Annotated in this window: 28 protein-coding genes; 18 read left to right on the forward strand and 10 right to left on the reverse strand. The window is 69.3% G+C overall.

Translation table 11 applies throughout. The features are described from left to right. Positions 1-39 precede the first annotated feature (39 nt). From ACK6C6_RS09495 to ACK6C6_RS09530, 8 genes are all read left to right on the forward strand, one after another. Positions 40-1182, forward strand: a complete 1143-nt coding sequence (locus ACK6C6_RS09495; protein WP_409267077.1) for a porin — start codon at positions 40-42, stop codon at positions 1180-1182. Between the two features lie 64 nt (positions 1183-1246). After that, positions 1247-1753 (forward strand): hypothetical protein, encoded by a 507-nt coding sequence (locus tag ACK6C6_RS09500; RefSeq protein WP_051306317.1) that lies wholly within the window; start codon positions 1247-1249, stop codon positions 1751-1753. Further along, entirely contained in the window at positions 1753-1938 is a 186-nt protein-coding gene (locus tag ACK6C6_RS09505) for a hypothetical protein (protein WP_409267078.1), read from the forward strand. Before ACK6C6_RS09500 ends, ACK6C6_RS09505 begins: the two co-directional genes overlap by 1 nt. Before the next feature lie 37 nt (positions 1939-1975). Further along, positions 1976-3511 (forward strand): MmgE/PrpD family protein, encoded by a 1536-nt coding sequence (locus tag ACK6C6_RS09510; RefSeq protein ID WP_409267079.1) that lies wholly within the window; start codon positions 1976-1978, stop codon positions 3509-3511. A 137-nt stretch (positions 3512-3648) separates the two neighbouring features. Next, a complete protein-coding gene (gene dctP / locus ACK6C6_RS09515; protein ID WP_409267080.1) occupies positions 3649-4731 on the forward strand; it encodes a TRAP transporter substrate-binding protein DctP in 1083 nt (360 codons plus the stop codon). 123 nt (positions 4732-4854) lie between these two features. Next, positions 4855-5352 carry a hypothetical protein gene (locus ACK6C6_RS09520; RefSeq protein ID WP_409267081.1) on the forward strand — a complete coding sequence of 166 codons (498 nt, stop codon included), beginning with the start codon at positions 4855-4857 and terminating at the stop codon, positions 5350-5352. Between the two features lie 35 nt (positions 5353-5387). After that, positions 5388-5948 carry a DoxX family protein gene (locus ACK6C6_RS09525; RefSeq protein WP_409267082.1) on the forward strand — a complete coding sequence of 187 codons (561 nt, stop codon included), beginning with the start codon at positions 5388-5390 and terminating at the stop codon, positions 5946-5948. Between the two features lie 77 nt (positions 5949-6025). Next, positions 6026-7432, forward strand: coding sequence for an MFS transporter (locus ACK6C6_RS09530; RefSeq protein WP_409267083.1), 1407 nt, complete (start codon positions 6026-6028; stop codon positions 7430-7432). Between the two features lie 364 nt (positions 7433-7796). On the opposite strand, the gene ACK6C6_RS09535 is transcribed toward ACK6C6_RS09530, so the two are convergent. Genes ACK6C6_RS09535 through ACK6C6_RS09550 form a run of 4 tightly spaced genes read right to left on the reverse strand, consistent with a single transcriptional unit; the run spans position 7797 to position 11683 of the window. Continuing rightward, a complete protein-coding gene (locus ACK6C6_RS09535; protein WP_409267084.1) occupies positions 7797-8771 on the reverse strand; it encodes a PDR/VanB family oxidoreductase in 975 nt (324 codons plus the stop codon). 3 nt (positions 8772-8774) lie between these two features. Further along, on the reverse strand, positions 8775-9653 hold the full coding sequence (locus ACK6C6_RS09540; RefSeq protein ID WP_409267085.1) for a fumarylacetoacetate hydrolase family protein: 879 nt from the start codon (positions 9651-9653) through the stop codon (positions 8775-8777). Positions 9654-9678: 25 nt separating this feature from the next. Then, a complete protein-coding gene (locus ACK6C6_RS09545) occupies positions 9679-10686 on the reverse strand; it encodes a cupin domain-containing protein (RefSeq protein WP_409267086.1) in 1008 nt (335 codons plus the stop codon). A gap of 10 nt (positions 10687-10696) precedes the next feature. Then, entirely contained in the window at positions 10697-11683 is a 987-nt protein-coding gene (locus ACK6C6_RS09550) for an ABC transporter substrate-binding protein (protein WP_409267087.1), read from the reverse strand. Between the two features lie 268 nt (positions 11684-11951). On the opposite strand from ACK6C6_RS09550, the gene ACK6C6_RS09555 reads away from it, so the two are divergent. From ACK6C6_RS09555 to ACK6C6_RS09580, 6 genes are all read left to right on the forward strand, one after another. Beyond that, a complete protein-coding gene (locus ACK6C6_RS09555) occupies positions 11952-12644 on the forward strand; it encodes a TetR/AcrR family transcriptional regulator (protein WP_409267088.1) in 693 nt (230 codons plus the stop codon). 183 nt (positions 12645-12827) lie between these two features. Then, on the forward strand, positions 12828-13682 hold the full coding sequence (locus tag ACK6C6_RS09560) for an alpha/beta fold hydrolase (protein WP_409267089.1): 855 nt from the start codon (positions 12828-12830) through the stop codon (positions 13680-13682). An 84-nt stretch (positions 13683-13766) separates the two neighbouring features. Further along, a complete protein-coding gene (locus ACK6C6_RS09565; protein ID WP_409267090.1) occupies positions 13767-14660 on the forward strand; it encodes a VOC family protein in 894 nt (297 codons plus the stop codon). A gap of 53 nt (positions 14661-14713) precedes the next feature. Then, positions 14714-15886, forward strand: coding sequence for a hydroxylase (locus ACK6C6_RS09570; RefSeq protein ID WP_409267091.1), 1173 nt, complete (start codon positions 14714-14716; stop codon positions 15884-15886). Beyond that, positions 15886-16779, forward strand: a complete 894-nt coding sequence (nadC, locus tag ACK6C6_RS09575; RefSeq protein ID WP_409267092.1) for a carboxylating nicotinate-nucleotide diphosphorylase — start codon at positions 15886-15888, stop codon at positions 16777-16779. Before ACK6C6_RS09570 ends, nadC begins: the two co-directional genes overlap by 1 nt. 9 nt (positions 16780-16788) lie before the next feature. Beyond that, positions 16789-17928 (forward strand): MFS transporter, encoded by a 1140-nt coding sequence (locus ACK6C6_RS09580; RefSeq protein ID WP_409267093.1) that lies wholly within the window; start codon positions 16789-16791, stop codon positions 17926-17928. Here the strand turns inward: ACK6C6_RS09580 and ACK6C6_RS09585 are convergent. The 3 genes from ACK6C6_RS09585 to ACK6C6_RS09595 form a co-directional block, all read right to left on the reverse strand. Beyond that, on the reverse strand, positions 17925-18125 hold the full coding sequence (locus ACK6C6_RS09585) for a hypothetical protein (RefSeq protein ID WP_409267094.1): 201 nt from the start codon (positions 18123-18125) through the stop codon (positions 17925-17927). The two genes, ACK6C6_RS09580 and ACK6C6_RS09585, sit on opposite strands and share 4 nt — an antisense overlap. Before the next feature lie 11 nt (positions 18126-18136). Beyond that, on the reverse strand, positions 18137-18589 hold the full coding sequence (locus tag ACK6C6_RS09590; RefSeq protein WP_409267095.1) for a hypothetical protein: 453 nt from the start codon (positions 18587-18589) through the stop codon (positions 18137-18139). A gap of 321 nt (positions 18590-18910) precedes the next feature. After that, positions 18911-19567: a VTT domain-containing protein gene (locus ACK6C6_RS09595; RefSeq protein WP_409267096.1), complete on the reverse strand. Its 657-nt coding sequence runs from the start codon at positions 19565-19567 to the stop codon at positions 18911-18913. Positions 19568-19706: 139 nt separating this feature from the next. On the opposite strand from ACK6C6_RS09595, the gene ACK6C6_RS09600 reads away from it, so the two are divergent. From ACK6C6_RS09600 to ACK6C6_RS09615, 4 genes are all read left to right on the forward strand, one after another. Next, positions 19707-20825 carry a 6-phosphofructokinase gene (locus tag ACK6C6_RS09600; protein ID WP_409267097.1) on the forward strand — a complete coding sequence of 373 codons (1119 nt, stop codon included), beginning with the start codon at positions 19707-19709 and terminating at the stop codon, positions 20823-20825. Positions 20826-20937: 112 nt separating this feature from the next. Continuing rightward, a complete protein-coding gene (locus tag ACK6C6_RS09605) occupies positions 20938-21396 on the forward strand; it encodes a universal stress protein (RefSeq protein WP_409267098.1) in 459 nt (152 codons plus the stop codon). 16 nt (positions 21397-21412) lie between these two features. Continuing rightward, the gene (locus ACK6C6_RS09610) at positions 21413-22552 is read left to right on the forward strand and encodes a GGDEF domain-containing protein (protein WP_209586970.1); all 1140 of its coding nucleotides are present in this window, start codon (positions 21413-21415) and stop codon (positions 22550-22552) included. Further along, entirely contained in the window at positions 22549-25107 is a 2559-nt protein-coding gene (locus ACK6C6_RS09615) for a cation-translocating P-type ATPase (RefSeq protein WP_409267099.1), read from the forward strand. The genes ACK6C6_RS09610 and ACK6C6_RS09615 overlap by 4 nt, the downstream gene beginning before the upstream one ends. Before the next feature lie 76 nt (positions 25108-25183). Here the strand turns inward: ACK6C6_RS09615 and ACK6C6_RS09620 are convergent, their stop codons facing one another. The 3 genes from ACK6C6_RS09620 to ACK6C6_RS09630 all read right to left on the reverse strand — a co-directional run bounded on the left by ACK6C6_RS09620 (position 25184) and on the right by ACK6C6_RS09630 (position 26440). After that, positions 25184-25678, reverse strand: coding sequence for a universal stress protein (locus tag ACK6C6_RS09620; protein WP_409267100.1), 495 nt, complete (start codon positions 25676-25678; stop codon positions 25184-25186). A gap of 101 nt (positions 25679-25779) precedes the next feature. Then, positions 25780-26055, reverse strand: a complete 276-nt coding sequence (locus ACK6C6_RS09625) for a DUF1971 domain-containing protein (protein ID WP_292039110.1) — start codon at positions 26053-26055, stop codon at positions 25780-25782. A 10-nt stretch (positions 26056-26065) separates the two neighbouring features. Beyond that, positions 26066-26440, reverse strand: a complete 375-nt coding sequence (locus ACK6C6_RS09630; protein ID WP_292039112.1) for a group III truncated hemoglobin — start codon at positions 26438-26440, stop codon at positions 26066-26068. Positions 26441-26464 lie beyond the last annotated feature (24 nt).

The raw sequence follows: 26464 nt of genomic DNA on the forward strand, positions 1-26464 counted from the left end.
GCCGGAACGCCGCCCCGACATGACAAGAATGGAGACAGTATGAAGAAGTTTGTAGCCGGCATGACCGCCCTGTGCGCATCGGCCGTATCCCTGGCGCAGGAAGCCCCGGCGGCGCAACCGCAGGCAGCCGGAAGCAGCCTGAAAATCTACGGCGTGGCCGACATCTCGCTGGCGCGCTACCGCACCTCGGGCGAGTCGAAGACCGCGATGCATGCCGGCGGTTCCGGTTCGCGCCTGGGCTTCCTGGCCAGCGAAAGTCTGGGCGGGGGCTGGACCGTGAACGGCCGCCTCGAGGCCGGCGTCAACCTGGACACCGGCACCCCGAGCTCGACCAACGGCAATCCGAACCGCGTGTTCGGCCGCCAGGCCTATGTCGAGATCGAGCACCGCGACTTCGGTTCGCTGCGCCTGGGCCGCCAGCAGGGCCCGACCTATGACTTCTTCCCGAGTTACGACCCGATGCTGCTGCCGGCCATGGATGCCTGGGGCGTGATCACCACCCTCGGCTCGGCGGCGCCGGGCGTCGCTTCCGGCACCGGCGCGCCGACCGGCTTCCTGATCAACCCGACCGCGCGCACCGAGAACACCATCGGCTACACCTCGCCGCGCGTGTCCGGCGTGCAGGGGCGCCTGTCGTACAGCCCGAACGAAGGTGTGGCCACCCAGGCCAGCCTGGTCGAGGCCGGACTCGACTACGTCGCCGGCCCGCTGCAGCTCGGCCTGCTGTACGTGAAGGCGGGCGCCACCAGCGGCAGCGGCGCGGTGCTGGCCACCGAGTCGAACCAGGAGCTCGCCTTCGGCGCCAAGTACCAGGCCGGCCCGGTGCACCCTTATTTCAGCTACATCCGGCGCGACGCCACCGACCCGACCCGGCGCGCCGGCGGCGGGATCATGAACGGCAACAGCGAAACCGCGCGCCTGTTCGGCGTGGCGATTCCGGTTTCGGCGCGCGGCACCGTGCGCATGACCTATGGACTGTACTCGAGCGGCGCCGCCGACAGCGACGCCAAGAACTACGGCGTGGCCTACACCTATGAGGTGAGCCGCCGCCTGATGCTGATGGCCGCCGTGACCCACCTGTCGCAGGACGGCGCGGCGCGCTTCCCGGTGTTCCAGAGCCCGCGCCCGCGCGCCGGCGAGTCGGTCGATGCCGTCACGGCCGGCCTGACCTGGCGCTTCTGATCGCAGTGCAGCACCGGGCGCCGCGCGCGCCTGGACCATCGTGGTTCACAACCGAGGAGTCGACATGTCCAAGCAGTCCCCCTGGTATTACATCGTCCACTGGCTGCGCCTGTATTTCGGCGCCCATTTGCTGTTCTCCGGCATCCGCTATGCGGTGACCGGCTACGTACCCGAGATTCCCGGCGTCGGCGGCGAATGGGTGCAGGCCAACGCCAACATCTACCTCTACCAGATGATCAAGTATCTGGAGATCATCACCGGCGCCCTGATCCTGACGAATCGCTTCACGCTGCTCGGCCTGATCCTGGAGATGCCGGCCTCGGTCAACATCTTCTGGCTGAACACCTTCATCGTCGCCACCCCGCGCCAGCTGTTCACCGGCCCGCAGGAGCTGTTCCTGAATGGCGTGCTGCTGCTGGCCTACAGCGGCTGGATGGCCGCCGTGCTGCGACCGAAGCTCGAGCCGCTGTGGCTGTGGGACGGTGCGCGCGCCTATCGTCCGATCGTCGGCGGCCGCATCGCCGACGAACCGAAACTCCGTTCCGCTCCCATCGCCCAGGAGGTGCACTGATGAACAAGTCCCAATGGATCGCCGTCCTCGCCTGCGTGCTGCTGACGGCCGCCGCCTACATCGGCTCGACCGGCCTGTTCTACGCCGAGTTCCGCCCGATCCGCAACTATGACCTGGTGGCCTTCGCGACTTCGTGGGGCGGCCTGATCTGGATGCTGATCCGTGACCGCAAGCGCGGGCACTGAGCCGGCCGTTTCATCGACAAGCACAACAAAGGAGACGATGATGCAAACGAGCCGCAGGAAATTCGTGGGGCTGTCGGCCCTGATGGCGTCCGCCCCGGCCTGGGCCTTCCTCGAGGCCGGGCAGGCCGCGGGCGCGCCCGGCGCCGGCGCCGCGCCGGTCCCGATGCCGGGGCTTGACGCGATCCACGCCCTGGTCGCGCACTGCCTGGACACGCGCTTCGAGGCGCTGCCGCCGGAGGTGGTGGCGGCCACCCGCACCCAGATCCTGGACACCGTGGCGGTGACCCTGCCGGCGCTCGACGCCGACGGCATCCGCCAGCTGCACGCCTGGAGCCGCGACAGCGGCGGCAAGGGCGAGAGCCTGGTGCTGGGCACCCGCACCCGCTTGCCGGCGGAAGCGGCGGCGCGCCTGAACGCGGCCATGGCCGCGGCGCTGGAATTCGACGATACCTATGAACCCTCGCTGCTCCATGCCTCCTGCGTCACCATTCCGGTGGCGCTGGCGGTGGCCGACCTGGCCGCCGCCGGCGGGCGCCGGATCGACGGCCGCGAGCTGATCGCCGCGGTGGCGGCCGGCACCGATGCGGCCTGCCGCCTGTCGCGCGCCGGCTCGCCCGGCGTCTCGCCCTTCATCGTGGGCTGGGACCCGACCCCGATGTACGGCTACCTGGCCGCCGCGATGGTGGCCGCGCGCCTGCTGGGGTCAAACCACGCGCAGGCCGTGTCGGCGGTGGGCCTGGCCTACCACCAGCTGTCGGGCAATGCCCAGGCCAGCGTCGACGGCACCCATGCCAAGCGCCTCGGTTCCGGGTTCGCGGCCTATGGGGGGATCATGTCGGCGCGCCTGGCGAAGGCAGGCGTGATCGGCTCGGACCGGGTGCTGCAGGGCGTCAAGGGCCTGTTCAAGCAGTACCACGGCGGCAAGTATTCGGAAGAGGCGCTGCTGGGCGGCCTCGGCACCCGTTTTGCAGGAACCGACATCGCGCCCAAGCCCTATCCGTCCTGCCGCGGCGGCCACGTCGCCATCGACGGGACGCTGGAGCTGGTCAAGGCCCACGGCATCCGTCCCGGTGACGTGGAGGCGGTCACGATCTACAGCCCGCCGGCCGAGATGATGCTGCTGGGCGCGCCGATCGAGAAGAAGCGCAAGCCGCGGACCATCGTCGAAGCCCAGTTCAGCAATCCGTGGATGGTGGCGGCGGCGATCCAGGACGGCGACGTCGGCCTGCGCCACTTCAGCGAGGCCGCCTTGCGGCGCGCCGACCTGCTGGCGCTGGCGGCGCGCATGACCACGGTGGAGGACAAGAGCCTGGTGCGGCCCGACGGCGGCCCCGGTTTCGTGCGCCTGGAACTGACGACCCGCGCCGGGCAGACGCACCAGAAGCTGGTCAAGTTCGCCAAGGGCGACCCGAAGAACCCGATGACGCCGGGCGAGTACCGGAAGAAGGTGTTCGAGTGTACCGACGCGGCGCGCATGCCGCGCCCGCAGGCCGAGCGCCTGATGGCACGCTACCTGAAGCTGGAAGCGGAACCGAGCGTCGCGGCCCTCAACGCGGCGCTGGCGATCGGCTAGCGCCGCTGCTGGCGCGCGCCGGGCACCTGCCCAGCGCGCCTTTATGCGTCAGACACATAGCTGACATTTCGTCGGCGGCATTGAATGCAGGATGGGTAGGTATGATAATCTCCAGAAACAGTATTAAGGCAAGACTCATGCTGGGGACACATTTCAAGCGCGCCGCCACGGCGGCGCGGGCGCTGGAACAGCGTGCCGGCCGCCTGCTGGGAGCGGCCGCGCTGTCGGCCCTGCTCGCAGCGCCGGCCGCCGCCGCGGCGGAAGAGGGCGCGCCAGCTCCAGTGCGCGAACTGGCGATCGCCGATTACCGCGACTACCTGCCTGACGACCACCCGGTGCGCCAGGGTATGCGCCATTTCGCGCAGCAGGTAGGGAGCGCTGCCGGCGGCGCCCTGCGCGTAACGGTGCGTAGCGACGCCGTGTCCGGCACCCCGGCGCAGCAGATCGCGGCGCTGCGCGCCGGCGCGCCCGGCACCCCGGACCTGATGCTGGTTGCCGCGACCGGCCTGGCGCCGCTGGCGCCCGACTTCGGGCTGCTCGACTTGCCCTACCTGGTGCGCGACGAGGCCGAGGCCGACGCCCTGCTCGACGGCCCCTTCGGCGACGCCCTGCTGGCGCAGGCGCCAAGTGCCGGCCTGGTCGCACTAAGCTGGTGGGAAAACGGCTTTCGCCAGATCACCAGCGCCGGCGCCCCGATCCAGCGGGCCGACGAGCTACGCGGCCTGAGGATGCGGGTGATCGATGAACCGGTCTTCATCGAGAGTGCGCGCGCCATGGGCGCCGAGCCGGTGCCGCTGGCCTACCCGGAACTGCACGCAGCCCTGCGCATCGGCCGCGTCACGGCCCAGGAGAACTTCATGTCCCAGATCCTCGCCGGCGGCCTGCACGAGCTGCAGTCCTCGCTCACCCTGACCAATCATTCCTACGGCGCGCTGGTGCTGGTGGCCAAGCCCGCCGCCTGGCGCAGCCTGACGCCGGCGCAGCAGGCCATCGTGGCGGCAGCGGCGCGCGAGGCCGCGCGCGTGCAGCGCCGCGCCGTGCGCGAACAGTCACGCCAGGCCCAGGCCCGGCTGGCGCGCGAGGGCATCGCGGTCCACGTGCTGGATCCGGCCGAGCGCGAGCGGCTGCGCGATCTTACCGCGCCGCTGCGCAGCAGCCGCTTCGGCCAGCACAGCCCGGCGCTGTGGACGCTTTACCGGCAGCATGCCGCCGACCGCTAGGTGCTGGCGGCAAGCCGTCCCCCATTTTTGCCACCATAACAAGATGTTCAAGACAGGAGACAGACGCATGAACAAGCAGCAGATGTACCAACAGACGGCGCCCGTGCGCGGGAGGCAGGGCGCATGATCACCGACAAGACCCTGAACCGGCTCTCGATCGTGGCCGGACTCTTCCTGACCGCCTACGTGGCGCAGGACCTGCATTTCAATCCGCGCTGGTACGGCGACAAGGGCCCCGGCGTGGGCAAGATGCCGCGCGAAATCGTCGCCGGCTACCTCGACACCGCCTACGGCAAGGGACAAGTGAGCGAAGCGGCGCGGCTGTACTACACCAAGAAGACGGTCGACGTGACGCCGGAAGCGCCTTACCGCAGCGACTCGGCGCCCTTGCGCTCGACCGTGCGCCAGGTGGTGGCCGAGGGCCTGAACGTGGTGGTGCACCACTGCGTCGAGGGCGGCGCAGCTGCCGGCGGTGCGCGCGAGGTGGTCGACATGTTCCGCACCTCGAACGGGCGCATCGTCTGGCGCAAGACCATCGCCCAGGACGCCGGCGCCGCGTCGTGCGCCTCGAGCGCGCTGGCGAAACAGGTCGACCTCGGGCTCAAGCCGATTCCGGGCTGAGCCCGGCCATAACAACCGCAACGGAGACAAGCATCATGGCAGTCACAACCCGTGTCCCTACCGACACCGCTACCACCAACAAGCTCGACATCTGGTTCGTCGGCAAGCTCGTATTGACCTTCTTCCGCATCATGCTCGGCGCCTGGATGATCGTCAGCGGCGCCAGCCACCTGCTGTCGCTGTTCGGCTATCCGCCGATCTTCCCGCAGCCGCTGGGCAACCTGCACCCCTCCAACGTAATGCTCGCCTCGCTGCTCGAGGTCGGCCTGTTCGACCTCGTCAAGACGGTCGAACTGCTGGTCGGGCTGTGCCTGGTGTTCAACGTCTTCGTGCCGCTGGCGCTGGCGGTGGCCCTGCCGGTCTCGTACATGGTGTTCCACAACTCGATCGCGCTGAACATGCGCTATGACCGCATCGTCAGCACCTACATGGCGGTGTGGTGCCTGTACATGAACGTGATCCTGCTGCTGGCCCACATCCGCTACTACCTGCCGATGCTCAGGATGCGCGCCCCGATGGGCAAGCTGTCCGACTTCCGGATGCTGCCCTCGATCTTCGAGGCGCCGGAACAGGAAGCCGGCAAGGACCGCCGCTGAACCGGGCCGTGGCCCGACTACCGGCAACATCGATCAACGCACGATTCATATACGATTCATTCTGAGGCGGATACATCATGGCTGACCACACCAACCAGGCCGACATGGCCAAGAGCCGGCGCCGCGCCGTTATCGCGAGCTATCTCGGCACCACGCTCGAGTACTACGACTTCCTGCTGTACGGCGTGGCCGCGGCGCTGGTCTTCCCGCACATCTTCTTCGTGAGCATGGACCCGATGCTGGGCACGATGTCGGCCTTCGCCACCCTGGCTGCCGGCTACTTCGCGCGCCCGCTCGGCGCGGTGGTGTTCGGCCACTACGGAGACCGCCTGGGACGCAAGAAGATCCTGATGATCACCCTCATGATGATGGGCGGCGCCAGCGTGCTCATCGGCCTGCTGCCGAGCTACCAGCAGATCGGCGTGATGGCGCCGATCCTGCTGGTGGTGCTGCGCCTGGTGCAGGGCTTCGCCATCGGCGGCGAGTGGGGTGGCGCGACCCTGATGTCGATGGAGCACGCCAAGCCCAAGGGACGCGGTCTGGCGGTCTCGATCGTCGCCTCGGGCGGTCCCAGCGGCGCGCTGCTGGGCACCATGGTGATGATGGGCTTCTCCAAGCTGCCGAACGAGGACTTCCTGGCCTGGGGCTGGCGCGTTCCATTCCTGCTCAGCGCGCTGCTGCTGGTGCTGGGCATCGTGATCCGCATGAAGCTGGACGAAACCCCGGAGTTCGAGGAAGCGCGCAAGAAGCGCCTGGCCTCCGGCAAGAAGGTCAGCGTGCTGCCGGTGGTGACGGTGTTCCGCCACAACCGCGCCCAGGTGCTGTCGGGGGTGATCGGCGGCCTGGCGCCGCTGGCTTTCGCCACCTTCGGCGCCGCCTTCCTGCTGAACTACGCGGTCACGGCGGGCCATAGCCGCACCGATGCGCTGCTGGCCATGACGATCGCGAACTTCCTGCACATCTTCACCATGCCGTGCTTCGGCGCGCTGTCGGACCGCCTGGGCCGCCGTCCGCTCCTGATCACCGGCGCGATCCTGGGCGCGGTGCTGACCTGGCCGATCTTCCTCTTGGTGAACCAGGGCAGCCTGGGCGCCCTGACCCTGGCCCTGGTGCTGGCGCTGCCGGTGGTGCAGGCGATGCTGGGCGGTCCGGTGAACACCTGGATGGGCGAGAAGTTCGCCGCCGACGTGCGCTACAGCGGCATCGCGGTGACCTTCCAGATCGCCTCGACCCTGGGCTCGGGCCTGGCGCCGATGATCGCTTCCGGCCTGCTGGCCATGCGCGGCGGCACCGATCCGGTGCTGGTGGCCATGTTCTTCGGCGGCCTGTGCGTGGTGAGCGCGATCGCCTACTTCTTCAGCGCCGAGCGCTTCGACCAGGAGCTGCCGGTGTACACCGCCGGCACCGACGAGGCCAACGAGGCCGAGCGCGAAGCGCGTGCGACGCTGGCCGCGGTCGAGGCCGGCAAGGTCGGGGTGCGCTGAACGTCCTGAAGGAAGTGTAGTCAACGATGGCCCGCTGCTTGCAGCGGGCCTTTTTTTTGTACCGATCATCTTGCCGCTCGTAGGGTGGGCGGCTCCACCCGGAACGCGGCTCCGTGGCGATGCGGATGCCGCCCACGCGGTCGAGCCGCTGCGAATCGACGGAGCGGCCGATCATGGGCTGGTTGAACGCGTGGGCGGCGCTGGCGGTGCCAAGCCGCAGCCGTCCTTGGTGGAGCCGCCCACCCTACGAATGCGGCCAGCGTGGCGGGCCGCGAAGTGAAGCGTACGCCAAAAAAAACGCCGGGCGAACCCGGCGTAAAGGAGGAATTGCAAGTTTGGTGGCCGCGCTTGCGGCCGGGCAGAGCTACAGGTCGAGCACCAGGCGCTCGCACCTGGCGCGCGAGCAGCACACCATCATCGAGGTGTTGGACGCGCGCTGGGAGGCGGTCAGGACTTCGTCGCGGTGGTCCACTTCGCCTTCCAGCACGGCGACCTCGCAGCAGCCGCAGATGCCAGCCTCGCAGGACGAATCGACCGCGACGCCGTTCTCCTGCAGCACCTGCAGGATGGTGGCGCCGGCCGGCACGCGCAGCTCGACGCCGCTCCTGGCCAGCTGCACCACGAAGCCGTCACCGCCAGTGGCGACCGGCTGGCTGGCGCCGAAGCGCTCCAGGTGCACGGTTTCCGGCGCACGGTCCGCGGTGGCGGCTTCATAGGCGGCCAGCATCGGCGCCGGGCCGCAGCAGTAGAAGTGGCTGCCCTCCGGTGCGGCCGCCACCACGGGGACCAGGTCGAGCACCGTGCCCGCTTCCTCGTCCACGTGCAGACGCACGCGCTCGCCGAAGCGCGCCAGCGCCGGCAGGAAGCCCAGGTCGGCGCGCGAGCGGCTGGCGTACCACAGTTCGAACGACGCGCCGAGTGCTTCCAGGCGCTCGGCCATGCACAGGATCGGGGTGATGCCGATGCCGCCGGCGATCAAGACCGTGTGCGCGGCATCCTCCACCAGCGGGAAGTGGTTGCGCGGCCCGGACAGTTCCAGCAAGGCGCCGACGCGCAGCTGCTCGTGCATGTAGCGCGAGCCGCCGCGGCTGTTGGGGTCGCGCTTGACGCCGACCAGGTAGCGCTCGGGAGAAGCATCCGCTTGCAGCAGCGAGTAGGAACGGGTGATGCCGTTGCCCAGGTGGACGTCGACGTGGGCGCCCGGCGTGGTCGCCGGCAGCGCGCCGCTTGTTGATACGAACTCGAACACCTGGATGTCGCGGGTGACGTAGCTGACCGACTGCAGGCGCACCTGCAGGCGGGCGCCCGTCGCGGCGGAAGAAGGAAGGGCCGCGTTCATGGCTCAGTCCTGCGCGGCGCGTACGTCGACCCGCATCGCGCCGATGCCGGCGATCTCGCACTCCATCACGTCGCCCGGCAGGACCTGGCCGACGCCGGCGCAGGTGCCGCTCATGATGATGTCGCCCGGGTGCAGGGTGTAGTAGCTGGACGCCCAGGCGATCTGCTCCGCGATCCCGATGATCATCTCCGCGGTGTTGGCCTGCTGGCGCACTTCGCCGTTGACCGCCAGGCGGATGTCGAGCTTCTGGGCGTCGCCCACCGCGTCGGCGGTCACCAGCCAGGGGCCCAGCACCGCGTAGCTGTCGACCGACTTGCGCAGCGAGCGGTCTTCCGGGCCGCGCACGGTCATGTCGAGCGCGATCGCGTAGCCGGCCACGTAGTCCAGGGCCTCGTCGACGGAGACATTGGCGGCGGTCTTGCCGATCACGACCCCGAGCTCCATCTCGTGGTGCGACAGGCGCTGCGGGAAGCGCAGGGCCACGCCCTCGCTGGGACCGACCAGGCTGCTGGCCGCCTTCAGGAACAGGCCCTGTTCGCGCACCTCGCCCTTGTAGCGGTCGGTGAAGGTGGCCTGGTCGGCGTTCGCCTCGGCCACGTGGTCGGCATAATTGACCGGCACGCCGATGATCTTGCCCGGGTTTGCCACCGGGCTCAGGAAACGCGCGCGCTCGACCGGGATCGAGGCGGCGCCAGGGAGCAGCTGGTTGATGGCGACGCGCACCAGGTCGAGGTTGGCCAGCAGCAGGTCGCCAGGTCGCGCCGGGTAGCGCGCCGGCGGCAGGGCCTGCAGGGCCGCGCTGACGTCGTAGACACGGCCGTCGACGACGGCGCCCAGCTGCGCTTGTGCGCGTTGTTCTTGTGTGTACCAGCAGATTTTCATGGTGATCTCTTTTCAGTGAAACGTGTCAGGCGGCTGCCTGGATTTCTTCCTTCAGCAGGCCGAGGCGGCGCAGCACGTCGGCGTCGGAGACGACGAACAGCCGCGCTCCCCCCTCGCTGTGGTGCGACGCCCAGTTGTGCTGGGGCAGGGTGAAGGTGTCGCGCGGGCCCCAGGCGATGCGCTGTTCGCCGATGCGGGTCTCGCCATGGCCTTCGACCACGGTGCACACCAGGTTGGCGTTGCTGCGTGCCGGCAGGGTCGGCACGCCGGCGTCGAGCTGCAGCATGGCGGTGTCGAGCATCGGCATGGCCCCCTGGCCGTCCAGCGGGTTGACGTAGCGCACCCGGCGCGCGCCGTCGGGCGAGCGCGGCGCATGCTGCAGGGCGCGCACCGTGTCGGCATACGGATAGCGGAACAGCGGCGAGTGGTCGCGCCGTCCCTGGATCTGTTCCGGGACGATGCCGGGCGCGGCGAAGGAGGCGTCAACCATGGTGATGGGTGCCTCGCCGATCGGGCCGGGCTGGAACACCACGGTGCCCAGGTGCTGGTGCAGCGGCACGTCGAGCACGTCGAGCCAGACCACCGGCACGTCGCCGTCGTGGCGGTGCTCGTGCCAGCACATGCCGGGGGTGAGCACCAGGTCGCCGAAGGCCATCGGGCATTCCTTGCCGTCGACCAGGGTCACGGCGCCCGCGCCTTCGAGCAGGAAGCGCAGCGCGTTCATGGTGTGGCGGTGCGGACGGGCGGTTTCTCCCGGCAGCAGGCACTGCAGCGCGGCCAGCACGCTGCCGCAGGTGAATTCGTCGGCCAGCGAGGCGGCGTGCGGGCTGAGCATCTGCAGCACGCGCCGCTGCACCGCCGCCGGCGAGGTTTCCTGGAAAGCCAGGTCGACCAGCGGACGGGTCTCGTTCCAGCGCCAGATATGGGCGCTGGCCGGCGGCGGCGGCGGCTTGTGGGCGTTCGGGCTGTCCCACAACGGCGCCAGGTGGGCCGCGTGCCAGATCGGGTAGGGGTGGCGGGCGGATTCGCTCATGCCTGGCTCCTCACAGTTTGAAGGATTCGAAGGTGCCGGGGTGGAACAGGTCCTCCGGCGTCACGCGGCGCGAGGACAGGCCCTGGCGATGGTGGTGGTCGAAGAACTTGTCCAGCACGTGGCGGTTCTCGTCGATGCCGTAGGACCAGAAGTCCTCGCCCATCAGCTCGCGCGCTTCCTTCAGGCGCTCCTCGGCGAACGGCAGGGTGATCTTGGTGGCCGAGGTTTCGCCCAGGTGTTCCAGCGCCAGGTGCTTGGACTGGTTGAAGGCCTTGAACACGGCGCCCGGCAGCCACGGATGCTGCTCGGCCAGCGAGCGGCGCACACCCAGGATGTGCATGATCGGGAAGATGCGGGTGCGGCGGAAGTAATCCTTGGCGGCGGCCACCGGGTCAGGGAACAGCCAGCCGATGTTCGGCGTGCCTGGCTCCACGTCGGGCGCGCGCGGCGCCACGTAGGCGTCGATCTCGCCCCTGGCCAGCAGGCTGGAGATGGTCTCGCCCTCGGGTGCGTCTTCCAGGCGCACGTCCGGCGGCAGCGCCAGCTTGATCTTCTCCGGGCGGCCGGCATGCGAGATGCCGCCGCGCACCCAGGTCACGTCGGACGGCAGGATGCCGTAGTCGTCCTCCAGGATCGAGCGCACCCAAACGTTGGCGGTGAGCTGGTACTCGGGCAGGCCGATGCGGCAGCCGCGCAGGTCCTCGGGGCGCTTGATGCGGTCGGTGCGCACGTAGATCGCGGTGTGGCGGAAGGCGCGCGACAGGAACACCGGCACGCCGACGTAGGGCAGAGTGCCGGCGGCCGCCTTGACGGTGGAACTGGAGAGCGACAGCTCGCAGATGTCGAATTCCTCGGCGCGGAAGGCGCGGAAGAAGATCTCTTCCGGCGACAGCGTCATGAAGACGGGATCGACGCCGTCGATCTGGACGGCGCCATCGATCAGGGGGCGGCAACGGTCGTAATTGCCGATGGCCACGGAGAGCTGCAGTTTGTTCATGTGTTTCCTTGACGGGTGGGACGTGGGACGCGCAGGCGCCGCCGGATGACGCTATTTTTTGTGATCGAGGGGAAGCGAACAACGCGGGAACGGTCATTTCAGCTATGCGTTCGCCGCATGGCTCGGTGCGAGCATGCGCAAAGCCGCATAGCTTGTGGCCTCGATCCGGCGCACGCGCGAATCCAGGCGTCCTTTGCGGTGGTAATGTTGCAATCTCCCGTGTTACCATTTTTTCTTTCCTGTCAGCCGAATACCACTGCCTATGTCCATGATCGACCGCCCCCGCCGTTCCGGAGAACACCGCACCAGCGCCGCATCGCGCGAACGCATCCTCGATGCCGCATTCGAGGTGATCCGGGATGAAGGCTACAGCGGCGCGACCATGGCCAAGGTGGCCAAGAAGGCCGAGCTGCCGGTGGGCAGCGTGTACTGGCACTTCGAGAACAAGGACCTGCTGCTCGCGGCGCTGATCGACACCAGCTATGCGCGCTGGCACAGCCAGGTGGCCAGCACCCTGCAGCCGCAGACGGGGGAAAGCTTCGGCCAGCACATCGAGCGCCTGTTCGGCGCCGTCGACACCGAGCGCCAGTACGATGCCGCCGACTTCTGGCGCCTGGGCGTGATCCTGAGCGTCGAAAAGTCGGTGCGCGAGCAGGTGGCGCGCGAGCGCTTCCTGCACATCCGCCAATTGCAGCGCGCCGAATTCGCGTCCTGGTGGCGCAAGACCCTGCCGGAAGCGCTGCTTGCCCACGACCCGGGCCTGCCGGAACGCCTGAGCGGCTTCACCTTGGCGCTGCAGGACGGGAATGCGATCGCCGGCGCCTCGGGCGAGACGATCAAGGCCTTCCGGCCGATGCTGGCTTCCAGCCTGGCGCACCTGGTCGAACAGGCCCAGGCGCAGTTGCCGGCCCAGGCGGCGCGCAAGCGGCGCAAGCCGGAGCCGGCCGAAGCCAAGGCGTGACTGCGGCGCCTGTGGGCGCGACCCTAACTCCTTCCGGGCCGGCAAATGCCGGCCTTTTCTTTTGCGAAAATAAAATGTTGATTCTAGAACGGACATTCAGCTAATATGTCTCGACCACTGCGCAGCCGGCACCTTGTCCGGCGCGCGGAAGACAACCGAACCTGAAGCTCAATGGAGGAAGACATGGCGATCGTGACCGAAGAAAACACCAGCAAGCGCATCAAGACCAAAAACTGGGACATCCACTACCACGAAGCGGGGCAGGGACATCCGCTGGTGCTGGTGCACGGCGGAGGCCCCGGCGCCTCGGCCTGGAGCAACTACAACCCGAACATCGCTACCTTGGCGCGCAAGTACCGCGTGCTGGCGGTCGACCTGCCCGGCTGGGGCAAGTCGCAGTCCGTCACCTACGACAAGCGCGACAACAGCGGCGCCCTGGCGGAATTCCTCGAAGCCCTGGGCATCACCCAGGCCGCCTTCGTGGGCAACTCGATGGGCGGCTCGTCCTGCATCCGCCTGGCCTACGAGCGCCCGGAGCTGGTGTCGCACCTGGTCACCATGGGTTCCTCGGCCGGCGTGCCGGGCATCTTCGATCCGGCTGGCCTGAGCGAAGGCGTGAAGGCCCTGGAAGCGGCCTATTTCAATCCGTCGATCGAGACCATGCGCAAGTTCGTCGAAGGCATGGCCTTCGACACCCGCCACGTGACCGACGAGCTGCTGGCCGAACGCGTCAAGGCGGCACTGGCGCGCCCCGACCACATCGAAGGCTGGAAGAGCGGCCACGGCAAGCCGATGGTCAAACTGGACACGCAGCGCGTCCCCACCATTACGGCCCCGACCCTGTTGATGCACGGCCGCGACGACCGCACCGTGCATTTCAGTTCGGCCCTGGTGCTGGCGCGCATGATCTCGAACTCGCGCGTCTACCTGGTCAACCGCTGCGGCCACTGGGTCCAGCTCGAGCATACCGAGGAATTCAACCGCGTGATCGAGTCCTTCATCGAAGGCAACCCGGTCGCGGTGCGCCAGGCCGCCTGAGCATGCCGGCAGGGCCGGGCCATGCTGCGCCCGGCCTGAACGGATATTCCAGAACCTGAAATCAACAAAACGAGGAGACAGCGAATGATCAAATCGCTTGCCTATCTGGGCGTGCGTTCGCCCGCTTACCAGGAATGGGAACGCTTCGGTCCCGAGGTGCTGGGCCTGCAGGTGGCCGGACACGGTCCGGACGGCGCGGTGCGCCTGCGCCTGGACGAAGTCGCCCATCGCATCGTCATCCACCCGGGCGAGCGCAATGCGGTCGCCTACATCGGCTGGAGCGTGCAGGACGAGGCCGCGGCCAGGGAAGTGACCGCGCGCGTGAACGCCCACGGCATCGAGGCATGCCGCGCCACGCCGGAAGAATGCGCGGAGCGCAAGGTCGAGGGCTTCTACTGGTTCAAGGACCCTTCCGGCTTCCGCCATGAACTGAGCTGGGGCCTGCACCATACCGTGGCCGCCTTCCGTCCGGGCCGCGCGATCTCGGGCTTTCGCACCGCCGACCAGGGCCTGGGCCACGTGGTGCTCGCGGTGAGGGACCTGGACGAGGGCGACCGCTTCTACCGCGACGTGATGGGCTTCCACCCGTCGGACACGGTGCGCGACGGTCCGCTGGTGGCGCACTTCTATCACCTGAACGGCCGCCACCATTCGCTGGCGATCGCCGCGCTGCCGACCCGCGAGGTGGCTTTCCTGCACCTGATGATCGAGGTGAATTCGATCGACGACGTCGGCACCGCCCACGACATCTGCCTGCAGCGCGAGATCCCGATCACCACCACCCTGGGCAAGCACAGCAACGACCAGATGTTCTCGTTCTACATGTACACGCCGTCCTGTTTCCGCCTCGAGTATGGCTGGGGAGGGATGGACGTGAATCCCGACCTGTGGACGCCGCGCACCTACGACAAGCCGAGCAGCTGGGGCCACCGCCGACAGCACGCCGAACTGACCGCCCTGAAGCTGGACGAGGCTTGACGCCCCGACCGCCCATCACACCTATCGCAAGACCTAGAATCAAGGAGCGCAACATGCATCCGGTACGAGAAACCATCATTGGCAACATCGACGCCTTCGTCGAGCAGGAAGTCCCCAGCATCGAACTGGGCCGCGTGACGGACGAAGGCGCGCGCCTGATCCGCGATAGCGGCCTGGTGCGCATGCTGCAACCCAAGCAGTACGGCGGCTTCGAGGCCGACCCGCGCGAGTTCTATCAGACCGTGATCGCCCTGGCCTCGCGGGCTTCGTCGCTGGGCTGGGTCGGCTCGGTGGTCGGCGTGCACCCCTTCCAGTTCGGCCAGGGCGACCCGCGCATGCAGGAAGAAGTCTGGGGCGAAGACCACGACACCTGGACCGCGTCGCCGTACGCACCGATCGGCCGCGCGCGCCGCGTCGACGGCGGCTACATCCTGAACGGCCAGTGGCCGTTCTCCTCCGGCACCGACCACTGCACCTGGGCCGTGCTGGGCGTGCTGGCCGAACAGGACGGCGGCCCGGCCGGCGAATACACCCGCCTGATGCACTTCGTGCTGCCGCGCGCCGACTACGAGATCCTGCAGGATTCCTGGAACGTGATGGGCCTGCAGGGCACCGGCAGCAAGGACGTGCTGGTCAAGGACGTGTTCGTGCCGGACTACCGCACCTATGACGTGCAGGCCCTGAACGACTGCGAGTACGCGGCGCGCCATCGTCCGGACAGTGTGCTGTACCGGATTCCGTTCGACCTGTTTTTCCCGGGCGCGATCTCGGCGGCGACGCTGGGCATCGCGGCCGGCGTGGTCAAGCACTTCGCCGACTACACGGGCAGCCGGGTCAGCCGGATGGGCGTGAAGCAGACCCAGAACCCGTACCACATGGCCTCGCTGGGCGCGGCCCTGGCCGACATCGACGCCTCCTGCCAGCATGTGGTGAACGAGATCGGCGAGATCTACAAGCTGGTGCAGGCCGGCGGCAAGGTGACCCGCGAGATGAAGTACAAGGCGCGCGTGAACCAGGTGCGCGCCGTGCGCCGCGCGGCCGAGGCGGCCGCCGAAGTGTTCAAGCACGCCGGCGGCAACGCCAGCCGCGTCACCAACCCGATCCAGCGCACCTGGCGCGACCTGTCGGTGGCGATGGGCCATGCCTGCAACGTCGACGATCCGGTGTACGCGGCCTACGCCGGTTCGCTGTACGGCATTCCGGTGCCGCGCGGCGTGGTCATCTGATGCCGATGACTGCGGACGCCGGCATCGACCGGGAGCTCCTGCGGCAGGTCGAGGCCGACGTTGCCCGCGCCCTCGCGGAAGACGTCGGCGCCGGCGACCTGACCGCGGCCCTGGTGCCGGACGGCGCGGCGCGTGCGACCATCGTCTGCCGCGAGGCGGCGGTGATCTGCGGCCAGCCCTGGGTGATGGAAACCCTGCGCCAGGTGGCGCCGTTGGTGGTCGCCACCTGGCACGTGGCCGACGGCGGACGCTGCGCGCCCGGCCAGGTCATCGTCGAGTTCGCGGGACCGGCGCGCGGCCTGTTGACCGCCGAACGCAGCTGCCTGAACTTCCTGCAGACCCTGAGCGCCGTTGCCACCAGGACCGCCCTGCACGTGGAAGCCGTGGCCGGCACCGGGGCGGCGATCCTGGACACGCGCAAGACCATACCCGGCCTGCGCGTGGCCCAGAAGTACGCGGTGCGCTGCGGCGGCGGGCGCAATCACCGCATGGGCCTGTACGACGCCATCCTGATCAAGGAAAACCACATCGCGGCCGCCGGCGGACTGGGCGCGGCCTTCGCCGCCGCCCGGCGGCTGGGAGCGGGGGCGAGTTTCATCCAGGTCGAGGTCGAAACCCTGGACCAGCTCGAGGAAGCCCTGCAGGCCGGAGTGACCATGGTCCTGCTCGACAACATGTCGACCGCGCAGATCCGGCGTGCGGTGGCGCTGGCGGCCGGGCGCTGCAGCCTGGAGGTGTCCGGCGGCGTCACGCTCGAGCGCCTGCGCGAGCTGGCCGAGACCGGGGTCGACCGGATCTCGGTCGGCGCCCTGATCAAGGACATCCGCGCGATCGATTTCTCGATGCGCTTCCAGGCGACGCCGGTCGAACGCGCCGCCGCGCAGCCTGCCTGAGCCTCCCGCATGACACTGCCCGCCGTGGTCGCGCTGATGGTGCTGGCGCATACCGCCTTCGCCGGCGGGCGGGTCGCGCTGAGCCTCTCGGCGATCCGGCTCGGCGCCACGCCGTTCGAGGTGGGCCTGGTGATCGGCCTGCTGGCGCTGGTGCCGATGCTGCTGTCGGTGCATGCCGGACGCTGGACCGACCGGCGCGGCAGCGTCAAGCCGACCCTGCTCGCATTGCTGCTGCTGGAAGCCGGCCTGCTGCTGGCGCTGCTGCCTTCGCTCGGCGGCCTGGGCGCCGGCGCGGTCCTGATGGGCAGCGGATTCATGCTGGTGCACGTGGCGCTGCACCATGCGATCCTGGCGGGCGGCCCGCCGGAACAGCATACGCGCGCCTACTCGATGCTGGCGCTCGGCAATTCCTCTTCCAGCATCGCCGGACCGGTCATGGCCGGCTTCCTGCTCGACCTGGCGGGCGGCGCCTGGACCTTCGTCGCGCTGGCCGCCTTGCCCCTGCTGGCCCTGCTGGCACTGGCCAGGATGGGCGCCGGCATGGACGGCGTGGCCGGGCCGGACCGGGGGCAGGGCAGGGCGTCGGTCATGGACCTGCTACGCCATGCGCCGCTGCGCGCGGTGCTGGTGGTCAGCGCCTTGCTGTCGATGGGCTGGGACCTGTTCAGCTTCATGATGCCGCTGCACGGCAGTGCGCTCGGCCTGTCCGCCTCGCGCATCGGACTGGTGATGGGAGCCTTCGGCGCCGGCACCTTCGTGGTGCGCATCTTCGTGCCGCTGCTGGCGCGCCGCTGGTCGGCGTGGCAGGTGCTGGGCGGCGCGCTGGGCCTGGCCGCGGCGGCCTACCTGGCCTTGCCGCTGGGGAGCGGCCTGGCGTGGCTGCTGGCATGCGCCTTCGTGCTGGGCCTGGCGCTGGGCTGCGCGCTGCCGATGATCATGAGCGCCATCGGCCAGGCCGCGCCGCCGGGACGCGGCGGCGAGGCGATCGGGATCCGCTCGATGCTGGCCAATGCGAGCCAGACCATCCTGCCGGTGAGCGTCGGGGCGCTCGGTTCCGCGGGCGGCACCCAGCTGGTGTTCTGGGTGCTGGGCGTCGCTCTTGCCTGCGGCATGCTGTTCGCCAGGGCGCAGCAGCCGGCGCGCGGCTAGTGCGGCTTGCCCCCCGCGAGCCGGTCCTTGAGCATGACCAGCAGGGTCAGCAGGCAGGCGAACACCGGCGGGCCCCAGTCGTAGATGCGTAGCGGGCGCGAACCCATGGTGGTGGAGAAGGCGATGACGACCAGGGTCCAGATCAACGCCGTGGCGATCACGATGACGGCATCCTTGAGTCTTGCGGCTTGGTGCATGGGTCGGTCCTTTACAGATTGGGGTTTGCTTGTTTCGACCAGGGGAAGGCCGGCTTCGCCTTCACGCGGAACAGTTCGGCGTAACTTTTGCCGTAGGCCAGGATGAGCAGGCCGCACAGCAGGAGTTCCTGCGTGCCCGTGAACAGTTGGCGCGGGTGGGGCGAGACGAACAGGTTCAGGTAGGCGATCTGGAAGGCGATGCCTGCCATGACCGCCAGCGCCAGCGGCGTCAGTACATTGAACAGCAACATCGACCCCAGCACGATCTCCAGGTATTTGATGAAGGGGTAAAAGCCGATGTCGTTCATCGCGTCGAGGTAGGGGCCGACCGCACCCGCCTTGCTGAAATCGGGGATGACGTCGAACACGGCGTAGTTGATTCCGGATTTGAGGAAGTGGATCGCGTAGTAGAAACGCAGCCACATCACCAGGTATTTCCACGGGCCTTTTTCGGCATCGATCATCTTGTCTCCATTGGTGTTGTCGTTATGAATCGGAACGGCCAATGTAGAGTGCCGGTATGGACGGAGCAATCGCCATTCCTGCAATCCTGATATGCACGCCGCGATCCATAAAATGTAACTAACCCACTGATGGATCGCACGAACAGCAATCCCTCGGCGCCAACAACTGCAACGAAGTCAGCACTACATCAAGCAGGCTTCCAGCGAGAGGGGGGGCACCGTGAGAATGTCACGGCCAGAAAGAACGCACCCCCATGGCCGGCATGGGCCGGGCATGGGGGGCGGTGGATGGGGAAAAACGCGGCGCCGCGCTGCGCTCTGTCAGCCCTGGGGGCCGACTGCGCGCTTGCTGCGATAGCGCTCCTGCATCCAGGCCAGGATGCCCGGCACCAGCGACAGCACGATGATGCCCATGATGACCGCGGTCAGGTTGTCGTTGACCCATTTGATGTTGCCGAAGGCATAACCGGCCAGGGTCAGCGACACGACCCACAGGGTGCCACCCGACACGTTGTAGGCCAGGAAGGTCCGGTAGCGCATGCTGCCCAGCGCGGCGACGAAGGGGGCCAGGGTGCGCACGATCGGGACGTAGCGCGCCAGCACGATCGTCTTCGGGCCGTGGCGCTCGAAGAAGCGCTCGGTATGCGCGATGTGTTCGGGCCTGATGAAACGCAGCCGGTAGCCATTCCTCACGCGATCGCGGAACACGGTGCCGATCGCGAAGTTGACGATGTCGCCGACCACCGCCGCGACGATCAAGAGCGGGATCAGCACCGGCAGCGAGAGCATGCCCTTCGCCGCCAGCGCGCCGGTCACGAACAGGAGCGAGTCGCCGGGCAGGAAGGGCATCACGACCACGCCGGTCTCGACGAAGATCACTGCGAACAGCAGCACGTAGACGAGCACCTGGTATTCGGCCGCGAGTACGGAGAGATGGCGGTCAAGGTGGAGGAACCAGTCGAGCAGGGTAGAGAGCATGTCGTTTGTGTGTGAATGATGTGGGCGGCATTGTACCTCTGCCGCGGTGCGCTGCCTAACATGGCTGTGCAGATTCGCCACGAGCGGCGGATCGGTCCCGGCGCGCGTGCTATAGTCGGCAGCACCACAGGAGGCGCCCATGAACACCCGCATCCAGCGCATTGCCATCGCCACCGGGGGCGGCGACGCCCCGGGCCTGAACGCCGTGATCCGCGCGGTGGTGCTCGCATCCAGCCGGCACGGCTGGGAATGCTGGGGCATCCGCGACGGCTTCAACGGCCTGCTCGCGCCTGCCACCTGCCTCGGCGAGCCGGTCATGCGCCTGTCGCCCGACGCCGTGCACGGCATCGCGCACCTCGGCGGCACCATCCTCGGCAGCACCAACCGCGGCAACCCGCTGCGCTACCCTGTCCAGGGCGCGGCCGGCTTGGTGGAACAGGACCGCAGCGCCGAGCTGGTCGGCCTGTGCCGGGCGCGCGGCTTCGACGCGCTGGTGATGGTCGGCGGCGATAGCTCGATGGAAATCGCCGCCTGCCTGCAGCGCCAGGGCTTGCCGGTGGTCGGCGTGCCCAAGACCATCGACAACGACCTCGATTGCACCAACCAGACCTTCGGCTTCGATACGGCGGCCGGCTTCGCAACCGAATGCATCGACCGCCTGCACACCACCGCCGACAGCCAGCACCGCGTGATGGTGGTCGAGGTGATGGGACGCTACGCCGGCTGGATCGCGCTGCAGGCCGGCATGGCCGGGGGCGCCCATGCGATCCTGCTGCCCGAGATACCCTTCGACCTGGACGTGGTGGCCGAAGCCATTGGACGGCGCGACGCCGCCGGCAGGCGCCATGCGATCGTGGTGGCCGCCGAAGGGGCGCAGCCCGTCGGCGGCGAGCGCGCGCGGCTGGCGGCCGCCGGCCGCGGGCATGCCGAGCGCCTGGGCGGCATCGGCGCCTGGGTCGAGGCGCAGCTGGCCCAGCGCACCGGCAAGGAATGCCGCAGCGTGGTGCTGGGCCACCTGCTGCGCGGCGGCAGCCCGTCGGCTTTCGACCGCGTGGTGGCGGCGCGCTTCGGCGCTTGCGCGGTGCGCGCGCTGGCGCGCGGCGAGTCCGGCGTGATGGTGGCGCTGGGCGGCCAGGAGATCGGCACCGTGCCCCTGGGCGAGGTGGCGGGCCGCAGCAAGCGGGTGCCGGTCGACGGCGATATGGTGCGCACGGCGCGCGAGCTCGGTATCTGTTTCGGCGACCAGGCGGTTGGCTAGGATTGCCAAAGCATTAAGGCATCGGTTCGATTTTGATTTATATCAAAGATTTTTAGCATCCGCGAGGACAGACTGGTCCTCAAGCGTTCGTCCACCCTGTCTGGAGATTGCCATGTACCGACGTATCCTGGTCCCGACCGACGGGTCGCCCGTTTCCGAAGCGGCGGTCGATGCCGCCATCGAGTTCGTCCACGGCCGCGAGGGCAGCGAGATCGTGGCGCTGTCCGTCGCCGTTCCCGAACCCACCTTCCAGTCGCTCGAAGGCGCCATGGCCTACGATCCGGGCCTGCAGATGGACGTGCTGCTGGAGCATGCCCAGCGCTACGTCGATGCCATCGCCGCGCGCTGCGCCAAGGCGGGCGTGGCCTGCACGGCGCTGACCTGCAGCGCGCTCGACCCCGCCGAGGCGATCGCCGATGCCGCGCGCGAGCAGCAATGCGACCTGATCGTCATGGGTTCGCACGGCCGGCGTGGCCTGAGCCGTTTGCTGGCCGGCAGCGTGACCCAGGCCGTGCTCGCAGGCGCGCCGGTGCCGGTCATGGTCTTGCGGCCAGCCGCCGGCGCCGGCTAAGGGCGGCCACGTGCAGATGGGGAAACAGCGTCCGGCCTCATCTCCATTCCGGGCCGCGCGCCTGACCGGCGAGCTCGCGCCCGACGACGAACGCGAATTCGGCCTGGCGCTCGACCGCAGCCTGTCCGGCATGCTGCCGGCGCTCGGAGGCTTGTTCGGTCTCGGCGTGCTGCTGTTCAGCGCATGGGACTACTGGATCGCTCCCCAGCAGGCCGCCACCACTGCGCTCATCCGGCTGGGCCTGGTCCTGATCGGCGCCATCGGCTATCGGGACTGGGACGGGCGCATCCCGCTCGCCTGGCGCTGCGCCCTGGTCTACATCACCCATGCCGGCGCGATGATCCTCAGCGCCGCCCTGCTGCCCGATGGCCTGCTGCTGGCGCTGCCGGCGATCACGGGGGTGATGTTCCCGCTGGCCCTGGTCGAACCGCGCCTGCCTCGCTTGTCTGCGCTGGTCCTGGTGCCGAGCCTGCTATTCCTTGGGTTGGCGGCAGCGCAGTTGCCGGAGCCGGCCTTCGCCAGCAGCGTGCTGGCCTACCTCGTGATGCTCGGCCTGGTGGCGGGGGTGGCGCGCTTCCAGGGACGGCTGGTGCGCAGGAATTTCCTGGCCGAGCGCGCCTTGCGCCATGCAGCCCGCCACGACAGCCTGTGCGGGGTGCTGGCGCGAGGCTATCTGCTCGAGCTGGCCAGCCACGATATCACGCTGGCGCGGCGCTACGGCCATCCGCTGGCGATCGCCATGCTCGACATCGACTTCTTCAAGCGCGTCAACGATACCTGGGGCCATCCGGTTGGCGACGCGCTCCTGCGCGCGGTCAGCCAGGCATGCGCGGACTTGCTGCGCGCCAGCGATTACTTCGGCCGGGTCGGGGGAGAGGAGTTCGTGTGCGTCATGCCCGAAACCACGGTCGAGGAAGCCCTCGCCTGCGCCGAGCGCATGCGAATGGCAGTGGGTGCGATCCGCCTCGCGATTCCTCGGGGCGAAGTGCGCTGCACGATCAGCATCGGGGTCGCCGGCCTGGCCCCCGGGCATGCCGGCGTCGAGGATCTGCTGGCCGACGCCGATGCGGCGCTGTATCGGGCCAAGTCGAACGGCCGCGACCGCGTCGAGCTGGCGCGCGAGACCCTGGCGGCCTCCGAAAGGGAGATCCCATGAAAGTCGAGCTCGGCGCCACCGGCCCTGCCGGACTGGACAGCGAGGAAGCCGCGCGGCGCCTGGCGCGCGACGGCCCCAACCGGCTGCCCGACAGCGGCGGGCGGCGCTGGCGCCGCATCGCGCTCGATGCCGCGCGCGAACCGATGTACCTGCTGCTGGTCGGGGCCGCGATCCTGTACCTGGTGCTGGGCGAACCCTTCGAAGGGGCCTTCCTGTTCGGGATGGTGGTCCTGATGCTGTGCATGACGCTGTACCAGGAGGGCCGCACCGAGCGCGCCCTGCAGGCGCTGCGCGAGCTCGGCGCGCCGACCGCCCTGGTGTGGCGCGACGGCAGCGCCCGGCAGCTGCCGGCCGCCGAGCTGGTCGAAGGCGACCTGGTCGAGCTGGGCGAAGGCGACCGGGTGCCGGCCGACGGCCTGCTGCTGGCGGCGGCCGGCCTGCAGGTGGACGAGTCGCTGCTGACCGGCGAATCGGTTCCGGTGGGCAAGCTGCCGGCGCCGCAGGGTGGCGAAGTGGGCAGCAGCCCGCAGGCGCCCGGCGGCGCCGGCCTGCCGTGGGTGTATTCCGGCACGCTGGTGGTGCAGGGGCATGGCCTGGCCCGGGTCAGCGCCACCGGCGTGCGCAGCGAGATCGGCCGTATCGGGGCTGCGCTGGGCGGCATCGCCCCGCCGCCCGGGCGCCTGCAGCGCGAGACCAGGGCCCTGGCGCGCCGCTTCGCGATTCTGGGTGGCGCCGTCAGCGCCGCACTGGTCCTGCTGCTGGTGCTGCGCGGCCAGGATCCCCTGCAGGCGCTGCTGGCCGGCATCGCCTTGTCGATGTCCATGTTGCCGGAAGAGTTTCCTGTCATTCTGACCGTGTTCCCGGCCATCGGCGCCTGGCGGCTGGCGCGCAGCCAGGTGCTGACCCGGCGCCTGGCGGCGATCGAGATCCTCGGCTCGACCTCGGTGCTGTGCGTCGACAAGACCGGCACCCTGACCGAGAACCGGATGGCGGTGGCGCAGCTGTGGCGCGACGGCAGCGTCCATGACGGACCTGCCGGGGCTGGCATGGCCGCGCCGCACCAGGAGCTGCTGGCCTGCGCGCTGCGCGCCAGCCGGGCGCTCGGCAGCGACCCGATGGAGGCCGCGTTCTGGCGCCTGGCCGCCGATGCGCTCCCCGATGGCGGCGCGCTGGCGCCCGGCTGGACACTGGTGCACGAGTACGGCCTGACGCCGCAGCGGCCGGCGCTGGTGCAGGTCTGGGATTGCGGCGATGGCCGCCTGCTGGTCGCCGCCAAGGGGGCGCCCGAGGCGATCGTGGCGATGTGCGGCGCGCCCGGGCCCGCGGGTGCGGCGCTGCTCGAGGCGGCCGCGCGGATGGCGGCGGCCGGCCTGCGGGTGCTGGCGGTGGCGCGCGCGTGGACCACTGCCGGGGGCCGGGCCATGCCGGTCGAGCCGGCCGCCTTCGGCCTCGAGCTGCTTGGTCTCGCCGCGCTGGCGGATCCGCTGCGCCCCGACATTCCCGCCGCCGTGGCGGCCTGCCGCGGCGCCGGCCTGCGCGTCGTGATGATCACCGGCGACCATCCCGAGACCGCGCGCGCGATCGCGCGCCAGGCCGGGCTCGACGCGGGAGCCCCCGACGCGGTGCTGACCGGCGCCGCGCTCGCCACACTCGACGACGCCGGGCTGGCGCGCCGCCTGGCCGCCACCGACGTCTGCGCCCGCGTCGCCCCGCAGCAGAAGCTGCGCGTCGTGCGGGCGCTCCAGCAGGGCGGCGCCGTGGTCGCGATGACCGGCGACGGGGTCAACGACGCGCCGGCGCTGCGCGCCGCGGACGTGGGCGTCGCCATGGGCAGGCGCGGCACCGACGTCGCGCGCGAAGCCGCCGAACTGACCCTGCTGGACGACCGCTTCGCGTCGCTGGTCGAGGCCATCGCAACGGGTCGGCGGATCTTCGGCAACATGCGCAAGTCGATGTGCTACGTGATGGCGATGCATGTGCCGATCGCCGGCATGGCGCTGCTGCCCGTGCTGCTGGGCTGGCCGGTGATGCTGTACCCGCTCCATATCGTGTTCCTGGAGCTGGTGATCGACCCCGCCTGTTCGCTCGCCTTCGAGAACGAACCGGCCGAGGCGGACCTGATGCGGCGCCCGCCGCGCGCGCCCGGCGAAGCCCTGTTCGGGCGCGCCGCCGTCGGCAGTGCGCTGGTCCAGGGCGCCTGGGTGCTGGCCCTGCTCGTGGCGCTGTATGCCTGGGCGCTCTCATGGCTGCCGGAACCGGAGGCACGCAGCGCCGCGTTTGCCGCGCTGGTGCTGTGCAACCTCGCACTGCTGCTGTCGAACCGCCAGCTCGACGGTGTCGGGAGCACGCTGCGGGTCGCCAACCCGGTGTTCTGGGCGATCGCCGGGGCGGCGCTGCTGCTGCTCGCGCTGGCGATGTTCGTGCCGGCGCTGGCAGGCATCCTCGACCTTGCGCCGCCGCCGCCCGCCGCGCTGGCCGCCGCCTTCGGCATGGCGCTGCTGGCGCTGGCCGGGCTGGAGCTGCGCAAGTGGCTGGCGGCGCGGAGCCGGGGTTAGTTGATCCGGTCAAAAGACAGGGGCGAGGCGGGCCGCGACTCTGCGCTGACGGTCCCGATCACGTCGCGCCGCCCGTTCAGGACGCGACGCCCTCGATGAAGTCCGGCTGCGAGGCTTCGCGCGGGTCGCGCAGCAGCAGCACCGGAATGCTGGAATTGGCCAGCACGTACTGCGCCACGCTGCCGACGAACAGGCGGTTCGCGTCGTTCGGCCCGTGCGTGCCCATCACGATGAGGTCGCAGCCATGTTGTTCCGCGACCCGGATGATGTCCGGGCCGGGCGCCGAGGCCAGCGGCGTCTCGGCATCGCAGCTGACACCGGTCTGGCGGGCGATGTCCAGCACCGTTTCGACGTGGGCCTGGGCGGCCCGGCGGGCGCGGGCGAATTCCGCCTGGGCGCATTCGTTGTCCGGTGCGGCCTTGCCGCTTTCCGGCAGGTGGAAGTGCGGTTGCGCCACCGAGACCGCGACGACGCGGCCGGCGCCGGAGCGGGCGAGCAGGGCGCCCATCTGGGCGGCGCGGACGGCCAGGTCGGATCCGTCGGTGGCGATGCAGACGCGTTCGAGGAACATGGTGTGGTCCTTTCGTCGTGCGTGCGGACAGGATCGAACGTACCCGAAACCCGGGGTTCGATGCAAATCAAATATGCAGGACCGCGCGGGCGAACGGCCGCTTAGCGGTGAAACTCCACGCAGAACCGCACCGGCCCCGCGATGTCGACATGGTGCGGCACGCCCGGTTCGACGATGCCCGGCGTCCCGGGCACGAGCAGGTGTTCTTCGTTCTCCGGCACCTCGATCACATAGCGCAGGCTGCCCTCGTGGACGACGATGCGGCCCCAGACGCCGGCCGCGGTGCGGTGCGCGCGCCGCAATCCCGCGGGTACCGTGTCCTGGTCGAACACGGGCGTGCTCTTGTAGTGATCCAGTCCCGCAGGCAGGTGCTTCATGTTGTTCCCCTCAAGCCACTTCAACGCGGCCGAAATAGCCGTACTGCAGGCTGGCGGCGATGCGCCGGGCCGCGCCCAGGAAGGCGTCGGCGGTTTCCGGCGCGAACAGCCGCCGCGCATGCGCCTCGAACAGGCCGAGCCAACGCCGGAAATGCTCGGCCTCGATGCCCTGCAAGCCCATGTGCTTGCCGTAGACATTGCCCTTGAACTCGCTACTCGACAGCATGACCGAACACCAGAAGTCCACCATGCGCTCGAGGTGGGGTTTCCAGCTGGCGCCGATGGCGCCGTCGAATACCGGCTGCAACAGCTCGTCGCGCCGGATATCGGCATAAAAGTCCCTGACCAGCATGCTGATCGATTGGCGGTTCGGTTCGTGATACATGTCTTGCGGCTCCCGTGTACCGCC

It is taken from the genome of Massilia sp. BHUDP2, assembly GCF_046236355.1.
GTDB classification, from domain to species: domain Bacteria; phylum Pseudomonadota; class Gammaproteobacteria; order Burkholderiales; family Burkholderiaceae_D; genus Telluria; species Telluria varians.